16 protein-coding genes and 2 pseudogenes are annotated in these 18,537 nt (G+C 45.7%); 10 read left to right on the forward strand and 8 right to left on the reverse strand.

Annotated features, from left to right (window positions below):
• The first annotated feature begins 178 nt into the window (after nt 1–178).
• From gutB to ACW5MY_RS03420, 8 genes and pseudogenes are all read left to right on the forward strand, one after another.
• Nucleotides 179–1,240, forward strand: a complete 1,062-nt coding sequence (gene gutB, locus ACW5MY_RS03385) for a sorbitol dehydrogenase (RefSeq protein ID WP_061573927.1) — start codon at nt 179–181, stop codon at nt 1,238–1,240.
• Nucleotides 1,241–1,313: 73 nt separating this feature from the next.
• Nucleotides 1,314–2,690 (forward strand): MFS transporter, encoded by a 1,377-nt coding sequence (locus tag ACW5MY_RS03390; RefSeq protein ID WP_044051885.1) that lies wholly within the window; start codon nt 1,314–1,316, stop codon nt 2,688–2,690.
• A gap of 101 nt (nt 2,691–2,791) precedes the next feature.
• Nucleotides 2,792–3,746 (forward strand): annotated as a pseudogene (locus ACW5MY_RS03395) (carbohydrate kinase family protein).
• A 232-nt stretch (nt 3,747–3,978) separates the two neighbouring features.
• Nucleotides 3,979–4,296 carry a DUF4306 domain-containing protein gene (locus ACW5MY_RS03400; protein ID WP_013351250.1) on the forward strand — a complete coding sequence of 106 codons (318 nt, stop codon included), beginning with the start codon at nt 3,979–3,981 and terminating at the stop codon, nt 4,294–4,296.
• A gap of 114 nt (nt 4,297–4,410) precedes the next feature.
• Complete coding sequence (locus ACW5MY_RS03405) at nt 4,411–5,097, forward strand: PspA/IM30 family protein (RefSeq protein WP_013351251.1); 687 nt, start codon at nt 4,411–4,413, stop codon at nt 5,095–5,097.
• Nucleotides 5,098–5,146: 49 nt separating this feature from the next.
• Nucleotides 5,147–6,172 (forward strand): TFIIB-type zinc ribbon-containing protein, encoded by a 1,026-nt coding sequence (locus ACW5MY_RS03410; protein ID WP_013351252.1) that lies wholly within the window; start codon nt 5,147–5,149, stop codon nt 6,170–6,172.
• Nucleotides 6,172–6,933, forward strand: a complete 762-nt coding sequence (locus ACW5MY_RS03415) for a TPM domain-containing protein (protein WP_013351253.1) — start codon at nt 6,172–6,174, stop codon at nt 6,931–6,933. The genes ACW5MY_RS03410 and ACW5MY_RS03415 overlap by 1 nt, the downstream gene beginning before the upstream one ends.
• A gap of 26 nt (nt 6,934–6,959) precedes the next feature.
• Nucleotides 6,960–7,964 carry an SPFH domain-containing protein gene (locus ACW5MY_RS03420; RefSeq protein ID WP_013351254.1) on the forward strand — a complete coding sequence of 335 codons (1,005 nt, stop codon included), beginning with the start codon at nt 6,960–6,962 and terminating at the stop codon, nt 7,962–7,964.
• Between the two features lie 40 nt (nt 7,965–8,004).
• Here ACW5MY_RS03420 and ACW5MY_RS03425 read toward each other — a convergent pair.
• The 4 genes and pseudogenes from ACW5MY_RS03425 to ACW5MY_RS03440 all read right to left on the reverse strand — a co-directional run bounded on the left by ACW5MY_RS03425 (nt 8,005) and on the right by ACW5MY_RS03440 (nt 12,789).
• Nucleotides 8,005–9,931 (reverse strand): annotated as a pseudogene (locus tag ACW5MY_RS03425) (acyltransferase family protein).
• A 271-nt stretch (nt 9,932–10,202) separates the two neighbouring features.
• A complete protein-coding gene (gene rsiV / locus ACW5MY_RS03430) occupies nt 10,203–11,063 on the reverse strand; it encodes an anti-sigma-V factor RsiV (RefSeq protein ID WP_013351256.1) in 861 nt (286 codons plus the stop codon).
• Nucleotides 11,063–11,560: an RNA polymerase sigma factor gene (locus ACW5MY_RS03435; RefSeq protein ID WP_013351257.1), complete on the reverse strand. Its 498-nt coding sequence runs from the start codon at nt 11,558–11,560 to the stop codon at nt 11,063–11,065. The genes rsiV and ACW5MY_RS03435 overlap by 1 nt, the downstream gene beginning before the upstream one ends.
• Nucleotides 11,561–11,748: 188 nt before the next feature.
• Complete coding sequence (locus ACW5MY_RS03440; RefSeq protein WP_013351258.1) at nt 11,749–12,789, reverse strand: 2,3-butanediol dehydrogenase; 1,041 nt, start codon at nt 12,787–12,789, stop codon at nt 11,749–11,751.
• Between the two features lie 362 nt (nt 12,790–13,151).
• On the opposite strand from ACW5MY_RS03440, the gene ACW5MY_RS03445 reads away from it, so the two are divergent.
• Nucleotides 13,152–13,520 carry an RlpA-like double-psi beta-barrel domain-containing protein gene (locus ACW5MY_RS03445; RefSeq protein ID WP_289394197.1) on the forward strand — a complete coding sequence of 123 codons (369 nt, stop codon included), beginning with the start codon at nt 13,152–13,154 and terminating at the stop codon, nt 13,518–13,520.
• Between the two features lie 64 nt (nt 13,521–13,584).
• Nucleotides 13,585–14,631, forward strand: a complete 1,047-nt coding sequence (locus ACW5MY_RS03450) for a TolB family protein (RefSeq protein WP_013351259.1) — start codon at nt 13,585–13,587, stop codon at nt 14,629–14,631.
• Between the two features lie 30 nt (nt 14,632–14,661).
• Here ACW5MY_RS03450 and ACW5MY_RS03455 read toward each other — a convergent pair whose 3' ends face one another.
• From ACW5MY_RS03455 to gabP, 4 genes are all read right to left on the reverse strand, one after another.
• Nucleotides 14,662–14,820: a hypothetical protein gene (locus ACW5MY_RS03455; RefSeq protein WP_014469842.1), complete on the reverse strand. Its 159-nt coding sequence runs from the start codon at nt 14,818–14,820 to the stop codon at nt 14,662–14,664.
• 98 nt (nt 14,821–14,918) lie between these two features.
• Nucleotides 14,919–15,128 (reverse strand): cold-shock protein, encoded by a 210-nt coding sequence (locus ACW5MY_RS03460; RefSeq protein WP_013351261.1) that lies wholly within the window; start codon nt 15,126–15,128, stop codon nt 14,919–14,921.
• A 196-nt stretch (nt 15,129–15,324) separates the two neighbouring features.
• The gene (gene cotA / locus ACW5MY_RS03465) at nt 15,325–16,863 is read right to left on the reverse strand and encodes an outer spore coat copper-dependent laccase CotA (RefSeq protein ID WP_013351262.1); all 1,539 of its coding nucleotides are present in this window, start codon (nt 16,861–16,863) and stop codon (nt 15,325–15,327) included.
• 109 nt (nt 16,864–16,972) lie between these two features.
• Nucleotides 16,973–18,358 (reverse strand): GABA permease, encoded by a 1,386-nt coding sequence (gene gabP / locus ACW5MY_RS03470; protein ID WP_289394198.1) that lies wholly within the window; start codon nt 18,356–18,358, stop codon nt 16,973–16,975.
• Nucleotides 18,359–18,537: the final 179 nt, after the last annotated feature.

Below are 18,537 nucleotides of genomic sequence, written 5' to 3' on the forward strand. Positions count from 1 at the left end.
CTATTTTATCAATTCAGTGTTTTTTGTATATGAAAAAATAAAAAGTACAGTGCGGCTGTCCTTTTATACAGCAGGAAAGGCTGTTGAACGTCTTGAAAAGAAGTTAAAATGGTGGCAGTAACAGAGAAAACAAAAATGTATGCACTTACATTTCAGAGCAGAGAAAGGAATTTGCCAAATGACTCACAAAGTGCCTCAAAACATGAAAGCGGCAGTTATGCATAACACGAGAGAAATCAAAATCGAAACATTGCCCGTCCCTGACATCAATCATGATGAAGTGCTGATAAAGGTGATGGCTGTCGGAATTTGCGGATCGGATCTGCATTACTATACAAATGGCAGAATAGGCAATTATATAGTGGAAAAACCATTTATCCTCGGTCATGAATGCGCGGGAGAAATTGCCGCGGTCGGATCGTCTGTCGATCAATTCAAGGTGGGAGACCGTGTCGCTGTCGAACCTGGTGTCACGTGCGGACGCTGTGAGGCGTGCAAGGAAGGGCGTTATAATCTTTGTCCGGATGTGCAGTTTTTGGCGACACCGCCGGTTGACGGCGCATTTGTCCAATATATCAAAATGCGTCAGGACTTTGTTTTTTCGATTCCGGATTCTCTTTCCTATGAAGATGCGGCTTTGATTGAACCGTTTTCTGTCGGCATTCATGCGGCCGTGAGAACGAAGCTTCAGCCCGGGACAACGATTGCGATCATGGGAATGGGCCCTGTTGGGTTAATGGCCGTTGCGGCAGCGAAAGCATACGGGGCAGGCACAATCATTGTGACCGACTTGGAGCCGCTGCGGTTAGATGCCGCGAAGAGAATGGGAGCGACGCACGTCATCAATATCCGGGAACAGGATGCCGGTGAAGAAATCAAAACGATCACAAATGGCAGAGGCGTTGATGCTGCTTGGGAAACAGCGGGGAATCCGGCGGCATTGCAATCCGCACTGGCTTCCGTGCGCCGGGGCGGAAAATTGGCGATTGTCGGTTTGCCTTCTCAGAACGAAATCCCGCTCAATGTGCCGTTTATTGCAGATAACGAGATTGATATATACGGGATCTTCCGTTATGCCAATACGTATCCGAAGGGAATTGAATTTCTCGCTTCCGGCATTGTGGACACGAAGCATCTTGTAACGGATCAGTATTCACTGGAGCAGACACAAGAAGCGATGGAACGGGCATTCCAATTTAAAAATGAATGCTTAAAAGTGATGGTGTATCCAAATCGCTGAGTGAATGGGGAGGATCTTTGCATTCTCCCTTTTGTTTACTGGAAATGAAAACGGATTCTTGGGGTGGGATATGATGATTGAAACAGAAAAAGCAGCGGCAGTAAAGACGAAACATCACGGCCTGACCTGGATTGAACGGATCGGATATGGATTCGGCGATATGTCGTACAATATTATCTTTCAATTTGTAAACGCATACTTATTATTCTACTATACAGACGTCGGCGGCATTAAGCCTGCGGTGATAGCAGCTTTGTTTCTGATCGTAAGAGTGCTGGACGCTATTTTTGATCCGATTATGGGCGTGATTTTAGACAAGACGAATACAAGATGGGGAAAGGCAAGGCCGTATTTGCTGTGGGTGGCGTTTCCTTTTGCGTTATTTACGTTCTTATGTTTTACGACCCCTCATTTCGGCGAGACGGGGAACATGGTCTATGCGTACATCACCTATATTCTGCTTGGGATGTCCTTTAGCATGCAGACGATTCCGGTCAACAGCTTAACGGGGCGGATGACGAATTCCGTGGAGGAACGGACGGTTCTGACGACGACCCGGATGATTTTGGTTTATATCGGAATTCTGTTATCGATCTCCTGTGCGACACCGCTTGCGGACGCCATCGGCGGGACAAACCAGGCGTTTGGATTCCAGATGACGGCGCTTATCTATGCGGCGGTGAGCATCGCTTTGAATTTGTTCAGTTTCTTTACTGTACGGGAGCGGATTCAGCCTGAAAAAAGAAAAAAACAAGGAATGAAAAAAACATTATCTGTTTTGTTCCGAAACAAGCCTTTGCTCATTTTGGTTTCTTCATTTTTGGCGTTTGCGATCGGGTTTAACATTAAACTCAGCACGATGGTGTACTATTTTACGTATAACGTCAATCATAAGGAATTTGTGTTTTTAGGAACCGTGTTGTTTTTCGGGGCAGCGCTGATCAGCAATCTGTTTATTCCTTTCTTTTCTGAGAAGCGGGGCAGAAAACAAGTCATGATGATTACGGCGGCGTTATCGCTTATTTCTTATGCGGGCCTTCAGTTTACATCGTATTCTTCGATTCCGCTTATTTTCTTTTGGCTCTTCGTTTCTGGATTTTTCACGACGCCTTTGAATACCCTTGCTTGGGGAATGGTTGCCGATTGTGTTGATTATGCGGAATGGAAAACCGGAGTCCGGGCTGATGGCGTGGTGATATCGAGCATGAGCTTTATCAATAAGCTCGGAGTCGCGTTAGCCGGGTCATTTTCGGCCGTTTATCTCGGAATCGCCGGGTATGCCGCGAATACCGATCAGACGGTATCGTCATTGAATGCGATTAAAAATATGAATGCGCTCATTCCGGGATTGTTCATTCTGCTGTCTATTATTCTCATTTCTCTTTATCCTTTAACTGAAAAAAAATATAAGCAGATGATGTCTGAACTGGAGCAAAGGGCTGCAAGATGAGTATATGTAAAATTTAAAATATTCTATGTGAACGGTTGTATTTATGAGAGAAAGCACTATACTGAAACTATAATCGAGAACTGACAAATGAGTGTGATAATGTGGGAAGCCAATCTGTTATTTGTATTGGAGAATTGTTAATTGATTTCTTTTGTACCGATGATGTTGATTTGACGGAAGGACGCAATTTCTTAAAAAGTGCGGGCGGTGCGCCGGCGAATGTGTCAGCGGCCATCGCGAAACTGGGCGGAGACGCGGCTTTCAGCGGAAAAACAGGCAAGGATCCGTTTGGGTACTTTCTGAAGCAGACTTTAGACGCCGTACACGTCGATACTTCTATGCTCATCATGGATGAGAAAGCGCCTACAACGCTTGCGTTTGTTTCATTAAAACAAAATGGGGAGCGCGACTTTGTTTTTAACAGAGGAGCGGATGCTTTGTTTACTTTGGAGGATATTGATCTGGAAAAGGTAAACGATGCGAAAATCCTTCATTTCGGCTCAGCGACGGCATTGTTATCAGATCCGTTTTGCACGGCCTATTTACGGCTGATGTCGATTGCGAAAGACAATGGACAGTTTGTTTCCTTCGATCCTAACTACCGCGAGGATTTATGGAAGGGAATAGTTTCAGAGTTTATAAGCACCGCCAAAAAAGCAATTGCTGTAAGTGATTTTGTGAAAGTCAGTGACGAGGAGCTTGAGCAGCGGTGCGAAAGATCATAAAGAAGGTGTTGCAATCCTTCATGAGATCGGGGCCGGCATTGTGGCGGTGACACTCGGGAAAAGCGGGACCCTTCTTTCAAATGGGAAGGATCTTGATATCATTCCGAGCATTCCGGTGACATCAATAGACTCAACGGGAGCGGGAGACGCGTTTGTCGGCGCAGCGCTGTATCAGCTGGCACGCACGGATGAAATTCAGACGGCAGCTGAAGATTTTGCGAAGCTGCGTGATATTGTGTCATTTGCCAATAAGGCAGGGGCGCTCGTGTGCACTAAAATCGGTGCGATCGATGCTTTGCCTAGCTTAAAAGAGGTTGAAGTCTCTCTGTAAAATATCGGGGATGTTTCTTGAAATTCATCGGACTTCGGGAAGCATCCTTTTTATTTAGGTCTGAAACCCATTCTGATATACGGTATACTTTATAGGGATATCCAGTAAATTGAACCAATGTGAAGTACATACAATAATGTTTTTATAAAATCGAAGTAAAACCAAGTTTCTGCTGCTGCCGTCATGTATAGTGTGACGGCATAAGAAATTGAACCGCGGAGGAATGCTTTACATGAAAAATGTTTTTCTTATCGTGCAATGCGCGTTTTCTGTTTTTTGTTTTTTCTGCCTCGCCGCTGTGAATTGGTATCAGGGGAGTGAGCTTGTTTCTGATTCGTTTGATTGGAATTATACGGCTAAATTTTCAAAGCTGCTGAATAATACGGATACGATCACAAGTCCCGAACAGATATCGCAGCTGGATTTCTTTGTGTATTCTGCGAAGCATTATCCGTTAGTGAGCGGTTTGATGATCGGGCTGTTTATTTATTTTTTGTTTTCATTGTATTTGGTTATAAAGAATATCCGCCGGCATAAATGGGCTGAATGAGACTTTTTTTATATATTTATACATAAACTCATGAGAAAATGAAACTTTTTTGAAAAAAACCAGTATATATAACTGTGAACTTGTTACTATTTAATTTTGGGAGGAAAATGAAAAATGAGTATTTTAGGACGATTTAAAGACATTATGTCAAGCAATATTAATGCGTTGCTGGATAAAGCTGAGAACCCTGAAAAAATGGTTGATCAATATTTGCGGAATCTGAACAGTGATTTAGGAAAAGTGAAGGCGGAGACGGCTTCTGTCATGGCTGAGGAACAGCGGGCGAAAAGAGCGTTAACGGAATGCCAGGCTGAGGCCGAAAAGATGGAAAGCTACGCGATGAAAGCTTTACAGGCCGGAAATGAAGCTGATGCGCGGACATTTCTGGAAAGGAAAGCAGCCGTTGAATCAAGGCTGACTGAGCTGCAAACGGCTTATCAGCTTGCTTCTTCCAACGCGTCTCAAATGCGCAGCATGCATGACAAGCTTGTTGCCGATATCGGGGAGCTTGAGTCGCGGCGAAATGCCATTAAAGCGAAGTGGTCTGTGGCAAAAACACAGGAGAAAATGAACAAACTGGGATCCTCTGTTTCAAATGCGGGCCAATCGATGACAGCTTTCGATAGAATGGAAGACAAGGTCAACCGGGCGCTTGATCATGCCAATGCGATGGCGGAGCTGAATGCGTCTCCGAAAGACGATATTGACGAGCTGACGGCTAAATATGACAGCAATCAAAGCAGTGTCGATGATGAACTGGCGGCGCTCAAGCAGAAAATGCTTTTCAGTAAAGATCAATAGACAGCGGGCTGAGCTTTGTCCGATATAAAGAGAAAGTGAGAGAAACAGAATGATCATTTCTTATAAATGCCCGAACTGCGGCGATGATATGGTCTTTGACAGTTCATCTGGCAAGCTGACATGCCGCAGCTGCGGGCGGCAGGATCAAATAGAAAGCCTGCCTAAAGAGTATATTACGACCAGATTTTCTGAAAATGAGGCGAAGGAGTATCACTGTGAGAACTGCGGCGCGGTATTAATGACTGAGGCGGAGACGACTGCAACGATGTGCGGGTTTTGCGGAGGTGCGGCCGTTCTCGCCGATCGATTATCGGGAAATCTCGCGCCTTCCATGGTGATTCCTTTTACGATCAGCAAAGAAGAGGCCATGAGCGCTTTTAAAAAGTGGTGCAGAAACGGCCGCCTGACACCTAAGGGATTTATGAATGCCGATCGGGTGAAGAACATAACCGGTATGTACGTGCCGTTTTGGATGTTTGACTTAAACAGCAAGGTTCAGGTCAATGCCGTTTGTACGAGAGTGCATCACTATGATGATGGAGAATACCGGGTGACGGAGACCGAGTATTACAACGCGTACCGCGATATTAATCTTGATTATCTCAAAATTCCGGTCGACGCTTCAGAAAAAATGAATGATGAATTAATGGACAAACTGGAGCCTTATTCTTACAGTGAGCTGAAGGAGTTTAATACAGCCTATTTGGCGGGATATATAGCGGAAAAGTACAATTATACCGATGACGATCTCTTTCCGCGGGCGAAGGATAAAATCAGCCATTATATTGATTCTTATATCAGATCCACCTTCTCCGGCTATACGACGGCTGACATTACAGATGAAAAGATTCAGACGGATAAACTCAGCAGTTTTTACGTGCTTCTTCCGGTCTGGATGGTCAGCTATGATTATGAGCGGACTGAGCACATTTTTGCGATGAACGGGCAGACGGGCAAGGTTGTCGGCAAACCGCCGATCAGCGCCGGAAAAGTGGCCGCGTGGTTCGGCGGCATTACAGCCGGCACGTTTTTAGCATTAAGACTCGTCTCACTTATGATAGGGGGCGGTTTTTGATGAAAGTATCGATAAAAAAAGCGTGTCTCTTTTGCTTCGTCCTTTTTCTGATGCTGTCTTTTTCTTTACATACATCAGCGTCTGCCGCTGAACAGAAGCAATATGTTTATGACAATGCTCACTTATTAACGAAGGATGAAACTAAGAAACTCGAGGAATTGGCGGGGAAGCTGGGGGCAAAGCGCCATACCGATTTTATTATTCTTACCGCAAACGGAACGGGCGGTAAGGACATCGCGCAGTACGCCGGTGATTTTTATGACAGTCATTTTCACGGAAGCACGGCGATATTGACCATTGATATGAAAGATCGGGAAGTATTTATCTCCGGATACAAAAAGGCGGAGACGTATTTGAACAGCAGCCGGCTGAATACGATCAGGAATACGATTTCGTCAGACATTTCCGCAGGCCATTACGAAAAGGCGTTTGAGACTTATATTAAAATGTCCTACAAAGATATGGGGAAAAACCCTGAGAACAAGTCTGACAATCTGCTGCTCACGTGGTGGTTTCAGCTGATTATCGCCGCAGCCGCAGCCGGAATTGCCGTCACTGTGATGGTGTACAATTCCGGCGGCAGGGTCACCGTCACCGGCAGCACGTATATGGATCACGATACGTCTGAAGTGCTGGACCAGCACGACACATATATCCGGACGGACGTTACAAGAGAAAGAAAGCCTGACAAAGATAATGACAATGACGGCGGAGTCACGAGGGGCGGCACGTCTTACAGCGGAAGCAAAGGAAGTTTTTAAATTTTACGTAAAGGATTTGAGCATACTTGGGTTTTTTCAGAAATCAGTTAGCGAATGTGGTGGAATGGGAAGAATTCAGAGACGACATGGTTTTCTATAAATGGAACAACCGTGAAATTAAAAAAGGCAGCCGTCTGATCATCCGGCCGGGACAGGATGCCATCTTTTTACACAACGGGAAGATTGAAGGGATCTTCCGTGATGACGGCGATTATGATATCGAGTCAGAAATCATTCCGTTTCTATCGACGTTAAAAGGGTTTAAGTTTGGCTTTAACAGCGGCATGCGGGCGGAAGTGCTGTTTGTGAATACGAAGGAGTTCACCGTGAAGTGGGGCACAAAAAACGCCATCAACATTCCGGCGGCGGGAATGCCGGGCGGTATGCCGATCCGCGCAAACGGTACATTTAACTTCAAGGTCATTGACTACATCGGATTGATTGATAAGATTGCGGGTGTCAAAGACAGCTATTTAGTAGAGGACATTAAAATCCGGATTACGTCTATTCTCGATCAGCTTTTGATGAAATGGATCACCAGAGAAGGAAAAGACATGTTCAATCTGCAGTCGAATTCATTTGAAATCGGAAAAGGGATTCAAGAAGATCTTGATATGCAGCTGATCGGAGACGGGATGTCGATTACGGGCTTCAATATCATGAGCTTTAACTATCCGCAGGAAGTTCAGGATATGATTACGAAGAACGCTTCTTACGGCATGGTGGGCGATGTGAATCGCTATCAGCAGATTTCCATGACTGACGGAATGTCATCCGGCAAAATGAGCGGAAGCGGCACAGCCTCCGATATGGCCGGCATGATGATGGGAATGAATATGGCAAATCAAATGATGAACCAAATGAATCAAAATCAGCAGAACCAGCCGCAGCAAAGTCAAAATCAGCAGAATCAGGGGACGGCACCGGCAAATGGCTCAGAAGGAGCGGCTAAGCCGAAATTCTGTCCGAACTGCGGAACGAAAACGGAAGGCGCGAATTTTTGCCCGAATTGCGGACAGAAGCTTGCCTGACGATATACGAAAAAGAGGCCTTTTGAGGCCTCTTTTTTTGTCATGATTTCATGGTTTGGACGATGAGGGATGTCAGCGCTTTTGATCCCTCAGGGATGAGATGTACGCCGTCGGGTGTAAAGTATTCAGGGTGCTGCAATGCTTTTGCATGCCAATCGACAAGGGTGACATTCTTGCGTGATTCGGCCTGCTGGCGCAATGACTCGTTTACCTTGCTTTCCCACTGCCGCGGCACACGCGTATTGACAAGATAGATATCAGCTTTTGAAAAGGAGCTGATCAGTGATTCAATCTGGCTGTTTGTGAAATAGCCGTTCGTCCCTAACTCGATGATGACCGCTTTGTTCGGCTGATTAAATGACGCGTATTCCGATGTGAGCTGGAGTGCTTGAGAGACTTGTCTTCCTACCTTTCCGTCGATGGTGACATGAGGGAGGGACTGTCGCAGGTATGACGCAATGTCGAGCATCACGGAGTCACCGATGGCCAGCACTTCTTTTTTTGGCTGTGTTTGTTTTGAATCAGCCGTTTTTTGAGATGATTGCTCTTTTTTGTCTTCGTTTTTCTTCGTATCTGATTTGCCTGTTGATTCTTTCTTGTTTTTGTCTGATGCGGCGTCTGTTTTTTCGCCGCCGTATTTTTTCTGGCTGTCATCTTCTTTTGCCGGTTTATCATGATCAGCCGTTTTGTGTGAAGAGGCGGCTGTTTCTTGCTGCCCGCTTTGCGCGTATGTCCATTGCGGCTGTTTTTTCTCCTCGGCTATTCCTGACAGCCCGCCCGCAAATACGAGGATGGCGGCAAGAATGAGGCCGAGCGACATTCTGCTGATGACAGAGGACGTCTTCCATTCCAGAAAGCGGTTCAAAAACACGCGGCGGAAAAAAGGCCTGAAGCCCGCAGTGCGGATCGGTTTCTCAATGAAATGATAAGAAAGTTCGGCAAGAATGAAAGTGGCGCCGATTCTGACGGTGCCAATAAACCGGATTTCCGATTTCCTGCACGGGTGTGCTCAGCACGATAACCGGATAATGCCAAAGATAGATTCCGTATGATCTCGTTCCGATCCAGCGAAGCGGTTTCCATGAAAGGACATGTCCCAAAAAACTGCTCGGATGGCATATACATGCGACAAGGACCGCTGCGGTGATGCTGATCAAAAGCATGCCGCCCTTGTACAGGAAGGGTTCATATTCATCCGTGTAAAAGACGCATAGCAACAGCGCGGCAAAAGCGGCAAGCTCCGTCCCGTGAAGCAGGTGTTTCATGCTGCTCGGCAGCCGTTTGGAAGATAATCGTTTCATCGGCCACACTAAAGCTAAAGCGCAGCCGATAAGCAATTCAAATGATCGGGTGTCCGTCCCGTAATAAACGCGGATCGGATCTCCGCCAGGGACATACATCATACTCATCACGACTGCTGAGCATAACGCGATGAATGTGACCGCTGCCGCAAGCCGGGCCCGTGTTTTACATATGTGCATTCCTGCAAGCAGCAGGAAAGGCCATATGATATAAAACTGTTCTTCAATCGCCAGCGACCAAAGGTTTTTTAATGGCGAAGGAGAGCCGAAGCTGTCGAAATAAGAAAGTTTATGAAAGATAAACCACCAGTTGCTTATGTAAAAAAGTGAGGAGACCGCATCTCCGCGTACGGTATGCAGGAGCTCGCTATTAAATAATACGACCCAAATGACTGTCGTGATAATCATGAGATAAGCCGCCGGCAGAAGCCGTCTGATCCGGCGCACCCAAAAATCACGCAAATCAAGGGTGATGTCATTGCCTTGGGCAGGCAATATAATAGATGTGATTAAATACCCCGATAAAACAAAAAAGATATCAACACCAATGAAACCGCCGTCGGCCCAATTAAAATTCAGGTGATATGCGATAACTGCGAGGACGGCAAAGGCGCGAAGTCCATCCAGTCCGGGAATATAGCGATGATTCAGTGACTTGTCTGACATGGTATTCCTCCAATAATGTGTGCGGAAATTCTCGCTGTTTTGCGGATGGTTATGGCAGATTTCTGTACAGTCTTCCATTTGTTCCGTTAGATAGACGCATTCGGAAGGGGATTTTGTTTCAGAAAAAATGAATGAAATGTTGTGATTTTCTTAAACTTTTCAGCCCTCGTCCGGCGTCTGTTATATGAAAGGGTTCCCCTGTGCAAGCGGCTGTTGCCGGGGAAAAAGAAAAAATCCATGATCTGCGGATATCATGGATTTTTTTCTTTCTTTATCTGATGTAGCGGTCTCCGACAAGCAGCTTTGAGATGACGGAGGTCGGTATTTTAAATTCTGTAACGCCCATATATCCGGGTGCTACTTCGTATTCATCAAATGAGATGAAAAGTTTGTGCTGATCTGTAATATAAAAATTCTGATCGGCATGAATGGATTTGAAAGGCTCCGTCATATCATCTTCCTCGACCCAATATATTTTATTCGGATCTTCTTTCATCTGTTTTTTCATTTGTTCTTTAATATTTTGGCTGATGACTTTAATATAACGGTCATCTTTGAATAAGCTCTTTAACGTAAGCACGGCCTCATTCTTTTTATCAATCGTGATATATCGGCTTTGGGTATAAGATGAAGCCTGGGTTTTTTCGATATCACGGCGGACTGAGATCAGATCCGATGTGTCAGTTACGGTTTCATAATCGCTGTAGATGCTGAGGTGGCCTTTTTTGCTTTTTGAGGTCGCCTTCATAAATTCCCGGTAGAGCTCTTTGCTTTCTTTCATATAATGCCGGTTGATGCTGTCTTCAAGTTCATGATTGGAAAGGCCGGACAGAGCAGGCGTTTTCACATCGATGCTTGATTGGTTCTTTTCTTCTTTCATCTCCACGAATGTGATGGCTTGGACGACTTTCCCGATGACGGGGATTTTAGACATGGCTTGTGCGGCATCCGGATTGATATTGACTACGGCGGTAAATAAGACGGCCGCAGCGACTGCCGCGGATGTCGGCCACATCACGATTCGTTTTTTCTTCGGTTTGTGCTGAAGGGCTTTTTCGACAATGCTGTCCAGTTCTTTAGGAATGGGCACACTTTTATACTCTTCTCTTAATTGTTCTAATCTTTTTTCCATTAAGAAAGATCCTCCTTCGTCAGCTGAATGCGCATGAGCTTCAGCCCCCTGTAAAGGCGTGTTTTGACGGTGTTGATGTTTTCCCCCGTAATGTCCGCGATCTCTTCTAATTTCAAGTCTTCAAAGAAACGCAGAATGATAATGGTTTTATATTGATGCGGCAGGTCGTCAAGCGCTTCATGAAGGTCCGTGTCTTTGTAGTGATCTTCCTTTCCGCGGCTTAAAAACTCGATCGTTTCATCGTCCATCACTTTAAGTTTTTTCTGTTTGCGGAGATAATCAATGGCCGTACGCACTAAAATTTTATAAAACCAGCTTTTTATCACATCGGGGTTTTTGACGGATTCGACTGATGTCAGCGCTTTTTGAATTGATTCCTGAACAATATCTAACGCGTCATCCTTGTTCTTTACATAACTGTATGCCAGGCGGTAAAAGTCTTCTTTGCGCTCAGTTATGCACGTCACAAGCGACGCTTTGGCTGTTTCGTTCTTCATTGCTTTAAAGGGCTCCTTTTTTAAAAATACGTATCATAGGCTGTTACCTATGGATAGACGGAACAGGGTGAAAAATAGTTTGCGCAGAGCGGATCATTTTTAAAAGGAAAAGGAAGGAAAGACGAAGGGACGAAAAAAAGAGCCTGAACGGCTCTTTTTGGATGTGTCTGTTTATTTTGCTGAACGGTTTAATTCGGTTTTACTAAGATTTTTACTTGGTTTTTCTCTTTGATTAAAGCGCCGAAGCCTTCTTCAATCAGATCGTCGAGCACGATTTTTTTCGTGACGAGCTTATCTGCTGAGAAGTAGCCCTCTTTCATCAGTGCGAGAACGGAAGGGAAGATGTCACGGTATCCGATAATGCCTTTTACGGTACGTTCTTTGATGACGATATCGTTCGGATGGATTTCCGCTCCTTTTTCCCAGATGCTGACGATAACCGTTTCACCGGCAATGCTTGTTGACTGGATCGCCTGGCGGAGAACGACAGGGACGCCTGTCACTTCATAAGAAACATCAACGCCGCCGTTTGTGCGTTTTGCGATTTCTTCAACGACATCATCCGTTTTTGACGGATCGATGATGATAGCGCCGAGTTCTTTCGCTTTTTCCTGACGTTCCGGTGAAAGTTCAACCGCGTAAATATCTGTGGCGCCGGCTGCTTTCAGGGCTTCAATCACAAGCAGCCCGATCGGTCCGCAGCCAAAAACGGCTGCCGTGTCGCCCGCTTTTAATTTGCTTTGACGGACGGCGTAAAGCGCTACCGCTGACGGCTCAACAAGCGCGCCCTGTTCATAAGAAAGCTCTTCAGGAAGCTTAAACAGCAATTCTTCGTCAACGGACACATATTCAGAAAATCCGCCGCCGCCTCCCGCTAAGCCTAAGAATCCCATTTGTTCATCAAGGTTATAGGCTCCCTGATGTCCGTGTGTGGCAAAAATCGGTTCCACGACGACACGGTCGCCGACACTGTAATTTTTGACGCCTTCGCCCACTTCAACGACTTCTCCTGAGAATTCGTGACCCATTGTGACAGGCGCCGTTTCTTTAGTTAACGGATGGGGTTCGCCGACCGGAATAAAGATCGGACCTCCCAGATATTCGTGAAGGTCGCTTCCGCAAATCCCACACCATTTGACTTTAATTTTGACTTTTCCCGGTTCTGCTTTAGGTTCATCAATGTTTTCGATTCGAATGTCTTTTTGATTGTGCCATCTTGCCGCTTTCATTGATTATCACTCCTAGTCTGATGGAAACGAGTATAGGTACATGATCAATATGAACCACGGTTTAAAAGGAAAAAAAGTGCTTCCTAAAGCCTGATTTCTCAAAATATATCATATTACGCAACTATCAATAGGCCTTATAAAAAGTCCATATTGAATGCAGAAATACTCTAGGGATATTATAACGCTTATGAATTAAATTTTGTAGTATAATTTACCATGGGATTATATAGAATTGGAAATTGTGTCAATATTGTGTGCGTGTCTCCGTCGCGTTGTAATGAACATGTAAAGTGATTGAAATATTATAATCGTCTTCTTGGTGTATAATTTTGCCTAGAATAAAGAATCAGGGGGACGAAAGCTTGAAGAAGTTATTCTTAGCATTATTGATTTTAGCAGGAAGTACGCTGGGAGCGATCAGTTACTCTTCTGATGCAAGTGCTAAAAAAGTGAACGGAAATATTACATGGTATAATGGAGTCGGTAAAAAAGGATCTTCCGGTAAAAAACTGGGACATTGGGATTGCTCGACAAAATTAGGATTTGACGTTCCGAGAAACGGAACGAAAATCAGAGCTTATGCTAAAGCAAAACCGAAAAAGGTTATCACAGTATATAAAAATGATGTAGGCCGTCTGCCGAATGCCGTATTGGATGTCAGCCCGAAAGCGTTCAAAGCGCTCGGATATCCGTTAAGCAAAGGAAGAGTATCCGGACATTACAGCTATTAAAATAGACCATCAGAAAAAGCAAGGAGACTATTCTTGCTTTTTCTGATTGACGGAGAGATTGATAATGAATAAGAAACGATGGATCTGGATCCTCGCAGCCGCTGTTCTGGCGGCGGCGGTCATCGCGGCCGTTTTACTGATCAAAGGAAAAAGCGACGGAGGCGGAAAAGCCGTTGTCTCCGGCGGCCATGACAAGCTGCTTGTTTCCATTACAGACAAAGATCTGATGACGAAATATTACGAAGACGGCCGTATGCTGTACGAGGAAAAGCTTTCGGCATATCCGGCGTTTGCGCTGGATGACGCCCATCAGGTGCTCTATTATGTCGGTAATAATGATCAGAATGAGATGCGTCTGTATAAGCTTGATCTGAAGACGAAACAGAAGACGGTGCTTTATAAAGGATCGGCAAGCGCTGACAGTCTGTTTTTATCCAAGGATAAGACGCACATTTATTTCCGTCTCGGAAAAGCGGATGAAGATATTTTCCGTCTCGCGTCTTTTGATCTGAAAACGAAACGCTATCAAAACCTGTACCCTGCGGCGGATGAGAAAGACGACAGTGTGAGCGGCTTCTTTTATAACCGCAGCCAAAACGATTTTGCGCTGCTGCATTATTCCGTGAAAGAGGATTATAAAAAAACGGATGAGGCAAATGAGAAGGGGGTTGACCCTGAACCGACGAATATACGGTTTGCGGCAGGGGCGGGCGATCACCTTCAGGATCTGACAAACCTTGAACAGTTTATCAGCGACATCGCGATGTCACCGGACGGCAAAAATCTTGTCTTTACATCTTATACACAAAAAGGGACTGAACAAAAAGCGTCCATCCGTCTGATGAATGTCAAAACGAAAAAAGATGAAACGATTATCTCAAACGGGAAGGATTTCACTCCGCTGATTGATGCCCAGCCTCAGTTTTCTAAAGACGGCAGCATCATTTATTTCATGGCGGAAGCCAAAGGCGCTAAGCGTCTGAAGGATGAAACAGGACGGAACGCGAAGGTCAGGACCATTTATGCTTATCATTTGGATACGAAAAAATGTGAAAAAGTCTGGGAAAATGACAATGGCATTATCAACAGTTTTTCCGTTATCCAATCATGAAAAAAACACTCAGCGCCCGCTGGGTGTTTTTTAATGAACAAAGCTGGCTGCGGCTGAGGCGAGCCATTTGAAAAAACGGAGAATCGGAACGGCAAAATGGAGTGATTCGATGAATGACTGTGCGGCAAGGTTCATTTTCTGCTGTTTTGCCATTTCCTTGAGATCTTTCTGCTGCCGATCGTTTTTCATGTTCATTGCTCCTTTGCATCGTAAAAGGACATGATAACGCAAAGGCCTCTCATGAGACATGGAGGCCTTCTCTATGTTGAGACTCGTAAAAGGGAGGTCTAACTTGATGCCGTTTGACTGTTGTTTTGGAGATTCACCAACGAACGGACGCCGTCGATCATTTTACTGCCGCAAAGGGGGCAAGTCGGGGTATCACTGCCGGCAAAATTCTTTCTGCTCCAGCCGATACAGTCCTCTTTTGTGCATTCCCACGTACTGACATCTTCTTTAGGCAGCGGTTCCTGATTACGTTTGTTGTAGTAAGACATAAAGTCACTTCTTCCCTTATGAATTTTCGTGCACACCTTCATTGTCTCATACTTTTCCCTAATCTCCTAATTCCTTTTTCTATCCATATTTCCAATGAGGGTGCACCGTCTTCCTGTTATTACAGTATATGCAAATAAGCGGATCCTTATTTTTTCTTTTTGTATAAATAAAAAAGCCCCTTCTCAAAAAGGGGGATTACTGCTTTTCTGTGACGTCCATCGGTCTCATCATGTCATAATCTTCATGTTCTAAAATATGACAATGCCATACGTACCGTCCGCTGTAAGGCGCGAATGTCGCCGCGATTCTGATGACTTCTCCGGAGTGCGCCTGCACGGTGTCTTTCCAGCCTTTTTCACTTGGAGGCGGCGGGACGGCGGGGCCTGTATACACAATGTCGCCGAATTTGTTATAACGTTCTAAGTCAAAAGGACGCCGGTCAAGGACTTGGAAGGAAACCAAGTGCAGGTGTATCGGATGGGTTCCCCGCGTCGGGTTGATAATCGACCAGATTTCCGTTGAGCCGAGCCGCGGCGCTTCTGTCACGGGATCATGCCAGCGCTTGTTATTGAGTGTTAAAACCGGCCGGCCGTATTTGTCTTGCGTGTTTGTGAGTTTAAGCGTCCTGATATTGTGTATTCTTTTTGATGTCATATCAGGCATGGCTGACAGATATTTAGGCTTCCGGCTGGTGTCTTCTCCCTTCAGCGGTTTTGTGACGCGGAATTGCATCACATTGGCGTCGGTATCCGGATTGACGTCGCCCCCGCAGCCGGTGCCGTTCGTTAAAATAATATGTTCTCCGTCAAAAGCGGAGAAATCAATGAGCACATCATACCGCTCAGCCGGGGCTAAGCTGATGGACTGTGTCTTGACAGAACGGGGGAGCAGTCCGCCGTCAGAACCGATTTGAATAAACCGGCCGCCATTATTGAGCGAGAGGGAAAATGTTCTCGTATTTGAGGCGTTAAGGATACGGAAACGATATGTCCGCGGTTCGACTTCCATATACGGCCACGCTTTGCCGTTGACGAGAATGGTATTTCCGCAAAGGAATGGAACGATTGAAGGATTCGGCAGCGTTTCGGAAGGATTATCGGGCCCGCTCGGATAAAACAAGGAACCGTCGTCATTTAACGTGCGGTCCATAATCATAAGCGGTACGTCGTATTCTCCGGCGGGAAGCTTCAGCTGCTTTTCTTTTCGCTCGCGGATGATATACATGCCGGCAAGCCCGGCGTACACATTGAGCCTCGTAATTGCCATGGCGTGGTCGTGATACCATAATAGCGCCCCGCGCTGTTTGTTTGGATAGTGGTATACCTCTTTTTCAAAATAAGGCCCCTTCTCCTTGAAATCCCGTGTGAACCAGGCTTCCGGATAGCCGTCGCTGTCCGGCGGCGTTGCTCCTCCGTGTAAATGGACGACGGTTTTGACGTCGGGTTCCTGATGGCCGCCCTCTGAATGGTGAATGGTATGGTCCACAGGGAGAAAATGCTTATCCGGCAGGTCATTCATCCATTTAATATAGACGTTCTCATCTTGGTTCACGTCGATCGTCGGGCCGGGAAACAAACCGTTATAGCCCCACAGCCGGGTCGGCGGGAGATCACGGTGCAGCTTGTGAAAGCATTCCTTCATCGTGACTTCATAATACGTGCTGCCGTTTGATGTCTTCTGCGGCTTCAGTGTTTCGATAATCGGCAGTTCATCTGCAAATTTTTCAAGTGCCATTATTCATCCTGTCCTTATCATTTATTGAAATCCTGTACTACAGTTAATGCTGTCTGGAACAGGTTGGTTAAAAAAACACCCGCCCTTTTTTGAGGGCGGGTGTTTGCGGTTATTGCGCAACCCGGCTTGCGGAAGCGTTCTCTTTCGGTTTTTGTTTTTTGTGGAATACATATGAGGCAAGGACCACTAATGTAATAAATCCTGTCAGCAGAAATTCAGACCGCATTGAGCTGATAAACAGCATAGATAACAAGATGGCGCAAATAGCGATGATCGTCAGGTAGGTTAAGTATGGGTAGCACCACATTTTGATTTTAAGAGATTCAGGGTTTGTCCGTTCAATTCTCTTTCTCATTCTCAGGTGTGAGACTGCGATGACGAGATAGACGAGCAGTGCGATTGCCCCTGATGAATTGACCAGAAACAAAAATACGGAGTCAGGAGAAAAATAGTTCATCACAACGGCAATATAGGAGAAAAAGGTGCCGGCGACAATGGCTTGAACCGGTACGCCTCTTTTGCTCAGTTTCATAAACCGCCGCGGCGCTTCATTACGCTCTGCCAGTGAATACAGCATCCGTGATGTTGTATAAAGCCCGGAGTTCAGGCAGGACAGAACGGCTGTCAGGACGATGAAATTCATGAGCTGAGCGGCCGCGGGAACCCCGATATGGCCTAAAACGGCAACGAAGGGGCTTTCCAGAACATTGGCTGAATCCCACGGAAGCAGCGTGACCACAACCGTAATGGAGCCGACGTAAAAAATGATGATCCGCCAAACGACTGAGCGGGTCGCTTTTGTTACGGATTCGACCGGGTTTGACGTTTCTCCCGCTGCGATTGCGACGATTTCAGATCCCATGAAAGAAAAAATAACGACGACGATGCCGAGCAGAACGGAGCTTGGCCCTTTTGGGAGAAATCCGCCGTTGCCCGTCAGGTTTTCAAGTCCGACCGGTTTGCTGCCGGGGACGAGGCCGAAAATAAACGCAAAACCCGCGATTAAGAAGACAACGATAGTCGCCACCTTCACTAAGGAAAGCCAGTATTCAAATTCGCCGAACGATTTAACTGAATAAATATTCGTCAGTGTTAACAGCACGGTCAGAAGCAGACTCGTCAGCCATAACGGAATGCCGGGGAACCAGTACTGGATGATTTCGGCGCCCGCAATTGCTTCAATGGCAATGACGATGACCCAGAAAAACCAATACAGCCATCCGATGGTATAACCGGCCCACGGACCGATGGCGTCATGTGCGTACTGTGAAAACGAACCGCTTGTCGGGTTGACGGAGGACATTTCCCCCAGCATCCTCATAATAAAAATCACTAATAGTCCTGCTAATGCATAGGAGACAATTGCTCCAGGTCCGGTGGAATGAATGACGGATCCGCTTCCGACAAATAATCCGGCGCCGATCACGCCGGCAATTGAAATCATTGTCATATGCCGGGTTTTTAATCCCTTCGATAAAGAATTAGGCTGATTCATTCTTTGCCTCCTTTTAATTTGTTTATGCTGAATATTCCGACAAGTTTTATTTTATCATAAATACATATGACTTTTGAAAATGATGTAAGAAAATATGACATTTTTTCTCGTTCGTACAGCAGAAGGAAAAGAAATAATTTTCTGTGATTTATATGTTTTGATGGTATTGAAAATAATTC

Source organism: Bacillus sp. Bwzl_19, assembly GCF_054900515.1.